We start from the raw sequence: 13116 nt of genomic DNA on the forward strand, positions 1-13116 counted from the left end.
CATGAGGTCAACTTTGCAACTAAGCTAAGAATATGGATGCCGAGTTTCGTGAGCTTTTAAGTGACATTTCTCAATCGTTTTTAGATGGAAATCTCGCGCTTTGGAGATCTCGACTGGTCTTGCCCTTTTCTCTAATTACCAAATCCGAGCACGTGACCTTAGAGACCGAAGAGGCCATAGCCGAGAATTTTGAACTATATCTAAAGGCGAGAGATGCAATGTGCGTAGATTTTGTCGACCGCACGCCCATCAGCCTTGAACCATGCCCAGATGGCACATGGCATGGCACTTTTCAAACACGGTTGCTTGGGAATGAAACGCTGATCACACCGCCTTATACTGGAACAGCCTTGATGATGGTCATCGAAGATCGCTTTCGCATGTCATCTGTACTGAATGCGCGTGGTCACAAGGAGTGGACAGATGTGATTAAGTCTGAATGACCTGCTTGTCACCTGATCGTCCGCTCACCCCTCAACAACCCGCAATGTCACATTGATGCGCCCGCCATCGGGCAACAAAGACGAGCTGCCAAACCGGATGCGATCCACCCCGTGATAGGCCAGTCGCGCAGCGCCGCCCATCACCACCACGTCCCCCGATGTCAGCCAGACCGATTGGGTCTTGCCGCCCCGCTCCGTGCCACCCATGCGGAACAGACCATCATCGCCCAACGAAATCGACAGCACGGGATAGCTGAAATCCACCTCATCCTTGTCCTGATGCAGCCCCATACGTGCGCCTTCGCCGTAATAATTGATCAGACAGCAATCCGGCGCACGATCTAGCCCTGTGATGGCTTTCCACAACGTCAGAACGCCCTCGGGAATCGGCGGCCAGTCCATGCCATCGGGATGTTTGGGCTCATACCGATAGCCGCGCCGGTCGCTGGTCCAGCCAACGCGGCCTGCGCTGGTCATTTTCACGCTCATCGGTTTGCCCCAGCGAGTCACCGGCGCGCGCATCGGTGCAACCTTCGCAACCGCGCGCAAATCGTTAACCAAATCTAACTGATCCGCCCCACTCAGGTAGGCTTTGAACAGCTCAAAACCGCCAATTTTCATGGCTTGTTCCATTTTCCCCGCCCCCACGGCAAAAAACCTCTGCAAAATGTAGCCAAAGGACCACAATCGCTCAATGGAGACGCTTGCAGGCTTTTTTCATGCTCCCTATATACGCTGCGAAGCGCATTTTGGCTCAGTTGTCAGAATGTCCTATGGATCGAGGCTAGGATGCCACAAAGGGTCCGACCTTGAAATATCGCCTTAAGTAGAAGGGATCAAAAATGAGCAAAGTGATTGGTATCGATCTCGGTACAACAAACTCCTGTGTTGCCATCATGGATGGCTCTCAGCCAAAAGTAATCGAAAACGCCGAAGGCGCGCGCACCACGCCGTCTATCGTTGCGCTCACCGATGACGAGCGCCTTGTGGGCCAGCCGGCAAAACGCCAGGCCGTCACCAACCCGGAAAACACCATCTTTGGTGTGAAGCGTCTGATCGGTCGTCGTCGCGACGACGCGGCGCTGGCCAAAGACCTCAAGAACATGCCGTTCTCCGTGGTCAACGGCGGCAACGGCGACGCGTGGGTCGAAGCCAAGGGTGAGAAATACTCCCCATCGCAGATCTCCGCCTTCATCCTCGGCAAGATGAAAGAAACCGCTGAAAGCTATCTTGGCGAAGACGTGACACAGGCCGTGATCACCGTGCCTGCATACTTCAACGACGCTCAGCGTCAGGCCACCAAAGACGCGGGCAAGATCGCGGGCCTCGAAGTGCTGCGCATCATCAACGAGCCAACCGCAGCCGCGCTAGCCTATGGTCTGGACAAAGAAGACACCCAAACCATCGCCGTTTATGACCTCGGCGGCGGTACCTTCGACGTGACCATCCTAGAAATCGACGACGGTCTGTTTGAAGTGAAATCCACCAACGGTGACACGTTCCTGGGTGGTGAAGACTTCGACATGCGCATCGTGAACTACCTCGCAGGTGAGTTCAAAAAAGAGCACAACGTCGATCTGACCAAAGACAAGATGGCGCTGCAGCGTCTGAAAGAAGCCGCAGAGAAAGCCAAGATCGAGCTGTCCTCGGCCAACCAGACCGAAATCAACCAGCCGTTCATCTCCATGGACCCAGCCACCGGCACCCCGCTGCACATGGTCATCAAACTAACCCGTGCGAAGCTGGAAAGCCTGGTGAACGACCTGATCAAAGCCTCGCTGAAGCCTTGTGCCGCAGCTCTGAAAGACGCGGGCCTGTCTGCAAACGAGATCGACGAAGTTGTTCTCGTGGGTGGTATGACCCGTATGCCAAAAGTCATCGCAGAGGTGACCAAATTCTTTGGCAAAGAGCCCCACAAAGGTGTGAACCCTGACGAAGTTGTGGCCATGGGTGCCGCGATCCAAGCCGGTGTTCTGCAGGGCGACGTGAAAGACGTTGTTCTTCTGGACGTGACCCCGCTGTCTCTGGGCATCGAAACCCTCGGTGGCGTGTTCACCCGCCTGATCGACCGCAACACCACCATCCCAACCAAGAAGTCTCAGATCTTCTCCACAGCCGAAGACAATCAGAACGCTGTGACGATCCGCGTCTTCCAAGGTGAGCGTGAGATGGCGGCGGACAACAAGATCCTCGGTCAGTTCAACCTCGAAGACATCCCACCGGCGCCACGTGGCATGCCTCAGATCGAAGTGACCTTCGACATCGACGCCAACGGCATCGTGTCTGTGGGCGCGTCGGACAAAGGCACCGGCAAAGAGCAGAAGATCACCATCCAAGCCTCCGGCGGTCTGTCTGATGCAGACATCGAAAAGATGGTTCAGGACGCTGAAGAGAACGCCGAGGCCGACAAAGAGCGCCGCGAGCTGATCGAAGCGCGCAACCAGGCCGAAAGCCTCGTGCACGACACCGAAAAGCAAGTGGCAGAGCATGGCGACAAGGTGGACCCATCCACTGTCGAAGCCATCGAACTGGCTGTGGCTGCGCTGCGTGACGAGCTGGAAAAAGACGATGTGACCGCAGAGAAGCTGAAGTCTGGCATCCAGAACGTGATGGAAGTGGCGATGCGTCTGGGCGAAGCGATCTACAAATCCAGCCAGGAAGATGCCGGCGGCGCCGACATGCCTGACATGGACGACGCAGGCCCAGCGGCTGACGATGATATCGTTGACGCCGACTTCGAAGATCTGGACGACAACAAGCGCTGATCCCAGCGCTCCCGGACATGAAAATCGGGCCGGTCCGATCTCCGGACTGGCCCTTTTCATTCCGACCAAAGGAGTAACCCATGGCAAAACGTGACTTCTACGAGGTGCTTGGCGTCAGCAAAGGGGCTTCGGCGGACGAAATCAAAAAAGCCTATCGCAAGAAGGCCAAAGAGCTGCACCCCGACCGCAACAAGGACAACCCTGAGGCGGAAGGCCAGTTCAAAGAGGCCAATGCAGCCTACGAAATCCTCAAAGACGCAGAAAAGAAAGCCGCTTACGACCGATATGGTCACGCTGCCTTTGAAGGTGGCATGGGCGGTGGCGGTGGCCGTGGCGGCCATCCGGGCCAGGGTGATTTCGCCTCAGCCTTCTCTGATGTGTTTGACGATCTGTTTGGCGACTTCATGGGCGGCGGTGGCCGTGGTGGTGGCGGGCGTCAACGCGCCTCCCGTGGGGCCGACCTGCGCTACAACCTGCGTGTGACGCTAGAAGAAGCCTACTCTGGCCTTCAGAAAACCATCAACGTCCCAACCTCTGTCGCCTGTGAGAAATGTTCCGGCACGGGCGCTGAAGGTGGCGCTGAGCCCACCACCTGCCCGACCTGCTCCGGCATGGGCAAGGTACGCGCGCAGCAGGGCTTTTTCACAGTGGAACGCACCTGTCCGACCTGTTCGGGCCTCGGTCAGATCATCAAAAACCCCTGTAAGGGCTGCCACGGTCAAGGCCGCGTCGAGAAAGACCGCGCCCTGTCTGTGAACATCCCCGCAGGTGTGGAAACCGGCACTCGCATCCGCCTCGCTGGCGAAGGCGAAGCCGGCATGCGCGGCGGCCCTGCGGGTGACCTCTACATCTTCATTGAGGTGGCGCAGCACGAGATCTTTGAGCGTGATGGTGTACACCTTTACTGCCGTGTCCCGGTCTCCATGTCCGGCGCAGCTTTGGGCGGTGACATCGAAGTGCCAACCATCGACGGCGGCCGCTCCCGCGTGAAGATCCCGGCTGGCTCCCAATCCGGCCGCCAGATGCGCCTGCGTTCCAAAGGCATGCCCGCCCTGCGCGGCGGCGGCTCTGGTGACATGATGATCGAACTGGCGGTGGAAACCCCGGTGAACCTCACCAGCCGCCAGAAAGAGCTTCTGCGCGAGTTCGAAGAACTGTCGGAGGAAAACAACCCCGAAAGCAGCAGCTTCTTCAGCTCAGTGAAAAGCTTCTGGGATTCGATGAAGGGGTGAGGAGCGTCTTGGAAACCCTCCAGTGGAGGGTTTCAGCTCCGAACGGGCGGAGCCCAAATAGCAGAAAGGCTCCCAAAGATATCTTTGGGAGCTCTTTTCATTTGGATAGCTATCATTGATGGTTTTTCCAACGGGCGCTTTTTTCTATTGGAGCCAGTCTGTTATTAGTCCCCCCCATCAGGAACATCGTAGCTTACACCATGACCACGACCATCGTCGGCCCGATTATCGTATGCTGATTTGTCTGGGTGCCTAGCGAAAGAAAAGGAGACCAGACCAGATAGAAACAATGCTAATGCAATCAAATAGAGCCACAACGGCCCCTCAATCCAGTAGGTGATAAAGCCCAAAAAGAGGCCTCCACCAGTAACTGAAAAATTGCTCCGAAATTTTCTCATACTGGACGATAGATCGACTGATACATGAAGTCACGTCGATCTTGTTCATAAGGTGTGAGCAAACGTTTGGTACGATTCGATCAGTGTGCGTTGCAATCATCCACCGCCCTCCAAATGCGCCAGCACCGCCGCCAGAACCTCCTCCGGCTGCTCCTCAATCAGGAAGTGCCCGGCCTCTACACCCTTGCCCACCGCGTTCGGAAACCACGTCCGCCAGCGCTCTAGCGGGTTCACATGGTGGGCAATCGCGCCTTTGGTGCCCCAGATCACCAGACAGGGCATCTCAAACTGCCGCCCCTCATCCGCGCGGTCATGCTCCAGATCGACACCGGCTCCTGCCGCATAATCGCAACACCAGGCATCCACCACGCTGGGCTTGCGTGCTGCTGCCTCATAAGCTGCCAGAGCCTCTGGGTGAAACATCTCCAAACTGCCTGACAGCCCGACCAGCGCGGAATGCAGATACAGCACCGGATTGCTGTTGATCAGCGCCTGTGGCATGCCACCGGGCTGCGCCAGAAAGCTCCAGTGGTAGTATTTCTTGGCCAGCCAGTCATCCATCGTGCGCCACACATCGAGCGTGGGCAGAATGTCCATCAACGCGACGGACTGCACCGCCTCCGGGTGATCCAACACCATGCGGTGCGCCGTGCGGGCGCCGCGATCATGGGACACCACATGAAACCGCTCATGCCCCAACGCGCGCATCACCGCGACCTGATCCTGCGCCATCGCCCGAAACGTGAAATCCCCGTCATGGGCGACAGACTCGCCATAACCGCGCAGATCCGGCACGATCACCCGATACCGCTCTGCCAGCTGTTCGGCGATGCCGTGCCACATCACATGGGTTTCCGGAAACCCGTGCAACAGCAGAAGCGGCGCGCCTGCCCCGCCCACACGCAGATGAATGCGCGCAGTGGGCAAGGCAATCTCTTGTGTCACAAAGCCTGAAAACACGCCGCTTACTCCTCGCGTCTAGTGCAACCGCCTCACTGCGGAATCGGCGCCATGGTGAACATCGCACGCAGGAATTCCCCCGGCTGAATGCCCGGCAACGTGGTTTCAAAGATTTTCTGCATCACGCCACGGGCATACATCGCAGACAGGATACCATCGACCATCAATCGGAACTCCGTATCACCGCGTGCCATGGCAAGGCCGTGCTGCTCCACTGTCAGGATTGCGTTGCTGAGTTTGAGATTGCCACGCTGTTCGCTACTCAGCCACAAAGCGGCCAGAATGGACTGGTCCGCGAAATAGGCATCAAGCTCGCCTCCCTCAAGCGCGGCCATTGCGACCTCATGATCGGCAAATCGTACGACCTCAGCAAACAGCCCTGCCGCAGTCAACGTGTTGTTGAGAGCCGCTTCTGTTGTCGTATCACGCCGCACACCCAGTTTTTTGCCCGCCAGCTCGGCAAAGTTGTCTGGCGCATTCAGCGGCAACAGGATCGATGTGCCATCAGCAAAGACCGGGATCGAGAAATCCACAACAGCCCGGCGGCTGAGTGTGATGGTTGCCGCACCGCACAACAGGTCAATCTCTCCTGCAGCCACCTTTTCAAACTGATCCTTTGCATCGACAGCAATGAACTCAACATCCAGATTGGGGATCTTGATGGTGTTCAAAATACCCTGCGCCAGCTCGGCACACACCAGTGGGGTGTAGCCGCCCGGGTTGCCGTCCTCTGCCTGAAACGACAGCGGCGCCGCGTCGACACGATAGCCCAGCTTAAGCTGCCCGGTTTCCTTGATCCGGTCGATGGTCTGCGCGCTCGCAGCCCCTGCCAAAAGCGCTGTGGCCACAATAAGGCTCAAAAGGGATTTCATGGGGTATCCTGTCTCAATAAAAATATACTTGGCGCAACCTTCACAGCTTCTGGTCAGCCCCACAAGCGCGATTTCGGCGCGCAAAGGTTAACAAAATCGGCACTCCCGCGTTACAGACGCAATACAGACGCGATACCGACGTTCGATTTTGCAGAAAACCGGCCGCCGTTAACCTTTAATTTACCATGTTTGGACATTGTTAACCTATGTCCAGGGCGCGCGACTTTGGGGAACGGCCACTCCCGCTTTTTGAAGCGGACGAGGCCGTTGGGTCGCCGCTAACGGCCAGTAAACGACCCTCCTATATTGCGGATCACCGCAAACGCCTGCGCAGCCGCTTCATTTCGGGCGGCGCGCAGGCGATCCCGGATTACGAGCTTCTGGAACTTGTCCTGTTCCGCGCCATTCCCCGGCAAGATGTCAAACCACTTGCCCATAAGATTTTGCAAACATTCGGAGATTTCAACGCGGTTGTCAGCGCCCCAGCAACGCGCTTGGCCGAGGTCAAAGGGGTGGGCGACGCCGTGATTTGTGAGCTCAAGATAGTCGAGGCGGCCGCGCATCGGCTGGCCCGTGCCCGCGTGATGCATCGCCCCGTACTCTCTGGGTGGGAAGCGCTGCTAGATTACTGCCATACCACCATGGCCCACCGCGACACAGAACAGTTCAGGGTCTTGTTTTTAGACACAAAAAACACGCTGATCGCTGACGAAGCGCAGGCAGAAGGCACCGTCAATCATGTGCCCGTCTACCCGCGTGAGGTGGCCAAACGCGCGCTGGAGCTGAACGCCAGCGCGCTGATCTTGGTGCACAATCACCCGTCTGGCGACCCCACTCCATCGGAGGCCGACATCGCCATGACTCATCAAATCGACAGGGCTTGCCAGACCCTGTCTCTGATCCTGCATGACCATATAATCATTGGGAAATCCCGTGAATTGAGCTTCCGTGCCGAAGGGCTGATTTAGGTCACTTGACCCAGATCTCCACCCGCCGGTTCACCTGTCGCCCCCAGGCGCTGTCATCACAGGCCATGGGCATCGCCTCGCCAAAGGCATGCACCTGTAGGTCCATTCTATCTGGGTTCGCGGTCTCCGCCGCCGCAAGCACCGCTTTCATCACAGAGTCAGCGCGGCGTTGCGCAATTTTTTGGTTGCCAGCCGCTGGCCCGTTTCCATCTGAAAACCCAACAAAATAAAGGCTTCGCGCATCATAAACCCCTGCCTCAAAAGCCCGTGCAAGTTGCTGCACATTTGAGCGCGACTGCGCATCCAGCTTTGAGGACCCGGCCTGAAATCTGAATGAAATCGACAACCGCTTCATGCCCGACAGTGTGCTTGTCATGCGTTGCAGATCGGCAAGTTCTACTTCCTCCCCAGCCGCAGAAATCGCATTTGCAAAACGGTCTCCTTGCAGGTTGATGGACACTTCTTCAGCTGTTTGATCCACAAAACCAGCCCGGCGTATCACAATCTGTGCCGCTGGGCCTCGGGTGTAGCTGAGAAAATCTCGCGCAATTTTTGGCAAACGCCGCGCTGGAAAATACAGAAACATCGGGGCGTTCAGCGGATAGTCTTCGGTTTTGATCGTCCGTCTGGACGCCGCCAGAGAAAATCCGCAAGAGCCTCGCAAGGTCACGAGCTGTGTATTGGAGCGCTCGGCGTAAGACGCGATTCCAATCGCAAAAGGATCGCGCTCGACAGCCTTTATCAGCGCCTCATTTTGAACATGCCGCGCCGCTGTATCTGCAGTGGTGGCATTCGCCCGTTTCATCAACTGGTCTTCAACCGCCTGCGCAAAACCAGACTCCGCGGCCATCATATGGACCGAAATCGATGCATCTGGGCCGCCAAGTTCTGACCAATTGGCTATTTTTCCTGAAAAAACTTCCGCCAGTTGCTGCAATGACATCGCGGTGACAGGGTTACCGGGCGCAACAACCGGCACCATCCCATCCAACGCCAACACGCGGCTGCGGTTGGCGTCGGTCATATCCCCCAAACCTGCTTCATATCCAAGTTCCGCCTCTTTGGGGCGGATCTCGCGTAGAGACATCGCTATGTCAGCCTCATCTGCGAGAAGGTCGGCAAAACCCTCCTCTGCACTGCTGGCATGAAAGCGAAAACGCGCAAGGGTTTCACCACTGTCCGGCGCAGCGAGTACATAGGTAAAGCGATGTTTGTTTTCAGATTTTCGGGAAACACTATACCCTTCAGCCTGCGCAAACGCCTCCAGCAAGGCTGGCATGAGGATTTCAGCCATAGTGGCGGAACCAGATATGGCGACATCTGCCACGAAGTTGATCAAATTGGGGCACCCCGGCCCTTCGCAAAACACGCCGGAGCCATCCACAGTGAGTTCGCCATAGATCGTTTGAACCCGATAGAATTCACCATCAAATCCAAGAAGCGTACCGGAGATTTCCACATCACCATCGTGGGATTTCAGAAAAACATCCTGCGAAACCGCTGATGTCACCCCCATAAAATAGAAAAGTGCGGCGCCAACCGCCGCACGAAAATGCATCATTGTGATGTCCTGACCGCCAGCCTAATTTTTGGCGATTGTCAGGTTTTGAACAAGGTTTTTCAACACCAGAAATTCACCAACTGCGGTGCAATCTGGCATTTGAATTTCCAGCTCATGCCGTGCTGACACTTCGCCTCTTGTCAGCCCAAGACTTGTCAGGCGCACCTCTTGGTCGCAGTTGGCCTCTGTCACCGCAGCCTCGATACTGATCTGGATCTCACCTTGGCTGCTGCTGATGCCTGATGGGAAGGTATAGATTTCTGCCTGCGCAGACTGTGGACCACCCGCGGCTCCCAGGCTCAACAGAAAGCCTGCATTGCCTCCAACCAACGCGCTGACATTTCGAGGGGCTTCGCGCCACACGTGTCCGGTCTCTCCATAGAAAGCGCCAAATTCTCGTGCATGAAGCTCTGGTCCTGCTTCACCGCGCCATTGCATCACGACCCGATCATAAAGCGGCAACGCATCAATCCGTGCGGAGGCAACTGCGCCGTCCCCATTGGCAAAAGTCGCCGCAAACACAGCCGTTTCTGACAGCGCAGGCACGATCAGTTCGGCGCTGCCTTCACCTGAAACCTCAGCATGAAAGGCCAGATCCTCATGCTCGATCAGAACGCGCTCATTTGGATGACAAGGCGCGATGAGTTGAAGCGACACGAGCGCTGCCGCCGATGGTTCTGCGCGCAGTTCAGGGCCACAGCCAAGCGCTGGGATCTGCTCTTCATTCGGCAACAGGCCGACTGGCAAATCGTCCGCCACAGCCACCAGCACCTGTTGGTGTGGCAGGCTTGTTGCGTGCCTCACGTCTGCGGGCATGGAGGGCAAGCTTTGGCGCGTGCTCAAATGTGGCACCTCTACGTCCTTTGGCAGGGGAACAGGCCCGTTCAGATCGGCAGAGGCGATACCCTCCTGATCTGATGACACAACAGCGGCTTCGCTGGTTTGCATCACAAACCCGATGCAAGCCGCTGTGGAGGCTGTCGCAAATGCAAAGGCATAGCGTCGGTAAACATTTTTGAGATTCTGCATCGTGGCTCCTTCTGAGATCGCAAATCCCGTCAGGACACTTTCACAACAGAAAAGGGCGTTCATAAGGCGCCCTTTAGATCATTGTCTGTCGATGTCGCCGAAAATTCAGGCCAGTTTGCCGTGGCAATGTTTGAATTTCTTGCCCGATCCACAGGGGCAAGCTTCATTGCGCCCGGGGTTGCCCCATGTCGATGGATCATTTTCGTCAAAGCCTGCGATGGCTTCTCCGGCTGGCTGACCGGTTGCAGCGGCGTCACTTTGCGCAGGCGCCGTGTTGGTTTGTGCGGCACTCATCATCGCCTGCTGACGTTGTGCCATCTCCAGTGCGAGTTGTTTTTGCTCGTCTTCGGAAATTGGACGAACGCGCGACAACATGGTTGTCACATCAATCCGCAGGCTGTCGAGCATGCTTTCAAACAGCTGGAAGGCTTCGTTTTTATATTCGTTCAGCGGATCACGTTGCGCATATCCGCGGAAGCCCACAACAGAGCGCAGGTGCTCTAGCGTCAGAAGGTGCTCGCGCCATTTGCTGTCAATGGTCTGCAGCAACACCTGCTTTTCGATCATGCGCATGGCGTCTGGACCAAAGCTGGTGGCCTTGGCGGCCATCATCTCGTCAGCGGCTTTCTCAAGGCGTTCACGCATGCTGTCATCATCCACGCCTTCTTCATCGGCCCAGTCAATCACAGGCACATCTACGCCCAGATGTTCAATGGAAGCTGCATAAAGCCCTTCAGTATCCCACTGATCGGCATAGGTTTTAGGCGGCAGGTGGCGCTCGACCAGATCGTCAATCACCTCATGGCGCATGTCCTGAACGATTTCAGACAGATCGGCGGCTTCCATAATTTCCCGACGCTGGGAGAAGACCACCTTACGCTGGTCGTTCATTACATCGTCGAATTTCAGAAGCTGCTTACGGATGTCAAAGTTGCGGCCTTCAACCTTCGCCTGCGCGCGCTCCAGCGATTTGTTGACCCAAGGGTGAACAATTGCTTCACCCTCTTTCATGCCCAGAGACGACAGCACTTTGTCCAGACGATCAGAGCCGAAGATGCGCATCAGATCGTCTTCGAGGCTCAGGAAGAAAGAGGACCGACCCGGATCGCCCTGACGGCCAGAGCGGCCGCGCAGCTGGTTATCGATGCGGCGGCTTTCATGGCGTTCTGTGGCCAGAACAAAAAGCCCGCCGGCATTTTTAACGGCTTCTTCATCGGCGACATGCTGGGTTTCAATCTCGGCACGCAGCGCAGTGTGATCGCCGTCTGGATCTGCGGCGATGGCTTCAAGCACTTTGAATTCAACGTTCCCGCCAAGCTTAATGTCGGTTCCGCGACCTGCCATGTTCGTAGCAATCGTCACAGCACCCAGCTTACCCGCATCAGCAACGATCTGAGCTTCTTGCTCGTGCTGGCGCGCGTTCAGAACGTTGTGCTTCACGCCTGCCTTTTCCAGCAGACCGGACAGGAACTCTGATTTTTCAATCGAGGTGGTTCCCACAAGAATCGGCTGACCCTTTGCATGTGCTTCCTTGATGGTTTCAACGATGGCGTCAAATTTCTCGCGCGCTGTGCGGTAAACCGCGTCGTCTTCATCAATCCGCGCCACACCTCGGTTGGTCGGCACTTCGACCACACCCAAACCATAGATTTCATGAAATTCTTCGGCTTCGGTTGCCGCGGTGCCGGTCATGCCGCCAAGTTTGTCATAAAGGCGGAAGTAGTTCTGGAAAGTCACCTGCGCCAATGTCACGTTCTCTGGCTGGATCTGACACCCCTCTTTGGCCTCGATCGCTTGATGCAGACCATCAGACAGACGACGCCCAGCCATCATGCGGCCAGTGAATTCGTCGATCAGCACAACCTGACTGTCGCGCACAATGTAGTCTTTGTCTTTGACGAACAGCTTATGTGCCCGCAGGCCCTGGTTCACGTGGTGCACCAGGGTTGTGCTTTCCGGATCATACAGGCTTTGCCCCTCAGGAAGGAGTCCCCGCGCGTGCAGATGCTCTTCCAGGAATTCGTTCCCCTCATCCGTGAAGGTCACGTTTTTGGCTTTTTCGTCGAGCGTGTAGTGGTCGTCTTGCACATCCGGAATGAGCTTATCGATCGCCACGTACATCTCGGTACGGTCTTGTGCCGGGCCAGAAATAATCAGCGGCGTCCGCGCTTCGTCGATCAGGATGCTGTCGACCTCGTCCACGATGGCGAAGTGATGATCGCGTTGCGACATCTCCGCGAGCTCGCTCTTCATGTTGTCGCGCAGATAGTCGAAACCAAGTTCGTTGTTGGTGGCGTAGGTGATGTCGCAAGCGTAGGCGGCGCGTTTTTCATCTTCAGGCTGCTGCGGATACACAACACCAGTGGTCATCCCAAGCGCCGCGAAAACGTTACTCATCCAATCCGCGTCGCGACGGGCGAGATAGTCGTTCACCGTCACCACATGCACACCCTTGCCGGTCAGCGCATTCAGATAGGCCGGGAAAGTCGCCACAAGGGTTTTGCCCTCACCCGTCTTCATTTCTGAGATATTGCCCTGATGCAGGAAGATGCCGCCCATCAGCTGCACGTCAAAGGCGCGCAGGCCAAGGGCACGTTTCGCGGCTTCGCGACAGTTGGCAAAGGCTTCTGGCAGAAGCGCATCCAAAGACTCGCCGCCTTTGGCGCGCTCTGCCAGCTCTTGAGTCTTGGCCTTCAGATCATCGTCAGACAATTTTTCAAAGTCGGGCTCAAGTGCGTTGATCTTTTCGACAAGTGGCCGGGTCGCTTTGACTTTGCGGTCATTTGGCGTGCCAAACACTTTTTTGGCGATTTTTCCGAAACCGAGCATATAACTTGTCCTTCGTTGCGCTTTCGTGCGTGGCTAATTCTTGCTGTCCCGGCCCTGTG

Annotated in this window: 10 protein-coding genes; 4 read left to right on the forward strand and 6 right to left on the reverse strand. The window is 56.5% G+C overall.

The features are described 5' to 3' along the window. The first annotated feature begins 32 nt into the window (after positions 1–32). The gene (locus PJL69_RS08900; RefSeq protein ID WP_271309325.1) at positions 33–443 is read left to right on the forward strand and encodes a hypothetical protein; all 411 of its coding nucleotides are present in this window, start codon (positions 33–35) and stop codon (positions 441–443) included. 24 nt (positions 444–467) lie between these two features. Here the strand turns inward: PJL69_RS08900 and PJL69_RS08905 are convergent, their stop codons facing one another. Then, positions 468–1064, reverse strand: coding sequence for an alpha-ketoglutarate-dependent dioxygenase AlkB family protein (locus PJL69_RS08905; protein WP_441347471.1), 597 nt, complete (start codon positions 1062–1064; stop codon positions 468–470). Between the two features lie 221 nt (positions 1065–1285). Between PJL69_RS08905 and dnaK the strand changes: the two genes are divergently transcribed. Together dnaK and dnaJ are read left to right on the forward strand one after the other, a co-directional pair. Next, positions 1286–3208, forward strand: coding sequence for a molecular chaperone DnaK (gene dnaK, locus PJL69_RS08910; RefSeq protein ID WP_271309327.1), 1923 nt, complete (start codon positions 1286–1288; stop codon positions 3206–3208). Between the two features lie 80 nt (positions 3209–3288). Next, entirely contained in the window at positions 3289–4440 is a 1152-nt protein-coding gene (gene dnaJ / locus PJL69_RS08915; RefSeq protein ID WP_271309328.1) for a molecular chaperone DnaJ, read from the forward strand. A 494-nt stretch (positions 4441–4934) separates the two neighbouring features. On the opposite strand, the gene PJL69_RS08920 is transcribed toward dnaJ, so the two are convergent. Next, complete coding sequence (locus tag PJL69_RS08920; protein WP_271309329.1) at positions 4935–5798, reverse strand: alpha/beta fold hydrolase; 864 nt, start codon at positions 5796–5798, stop codon at positions 4935–4937. 32 nt (positions 5799–5830) lie between these two features. Continuing rightward, entirely contained in the window at positions 5831–6670 is an 840-nt protein-coding gene (locus PJL69_RS08925) for an amino acid ABC transporter substrate-binding protein (protein ID WP_271309330.1), read from the reverse strand. Positions 6671–6876: 206 nt separating this feature from the next. Here PJL69_RS08925 and radC point away from each other — a divergent pair, with 206 nt between their 5' ends. Continuing rightward, positions 6877–7638, forward strand: a complete 762-nt coding sequence (radC, locus tag PJL69_RS08930; RefSeq protein ID WP_271309331.1) for a RadC family protein — start codon at positions 6877–6879, stop codon at positions 7636–7638. A 1-nt stretch (position 7639) separates the two neighbouring features. Here radC and PJL69_RS08935 read toward each other — a convergent pair whose 3' ends face one another. The 3 genes from PJL69_RS08935 to secA all read right to left on the reverse strand — a co-directional run bounded on the left by PJL69_RS08935 (position 7640) and on the right by secA (position 13057). Beyond that, on the reverse strand, positions 7640–9199 hold the full coding sequence (locus PJL69_RS08935) for a phosphate ABC transporter substrate-binding/OmpA family protein (protein ID WP_271309332.1): 1560 nt from the start codon (positions 9197–9199) through the stop codon (positions 7640–7642). A gap of 21 nt (positions 9200–9220) precedes the next feature. After that, positions 9221–10228 carry a hypothetical protein gene (locus PJL69_RS08940; RefSeq protein WP_271309333.1) on the reverse strand — a complete coding sequence of 336 codons (1008 nt, stop codon included), beginning with the start codon at positions 10226–10228 and terminating at the stop codon, positions 9221–9223. 105 nt (positions 10229–10333) lie between these two features. Continuing rightward, complete coding sequence (secA, locus tag PJL69_RS08945; protein ID WP_271309334.1) at positions 10334–13057, reverse strand: preprotein translocase subunit SecA; 2724 nt, start codon at positions 13055–13057, stop codon at positions 10334–10336. Positions 13058–13116 lie beyond the last annotated feature (59 nt).

Origin of the sequence: Shimia sp. MMG029, assembly GCF_027947445.1 — a bacterium.
Lineage (GTDB): Bacteria > Pseudomonadota > Alphaproteobacteria > Rhodobacterales > Rhodobacteraceae > Shimia.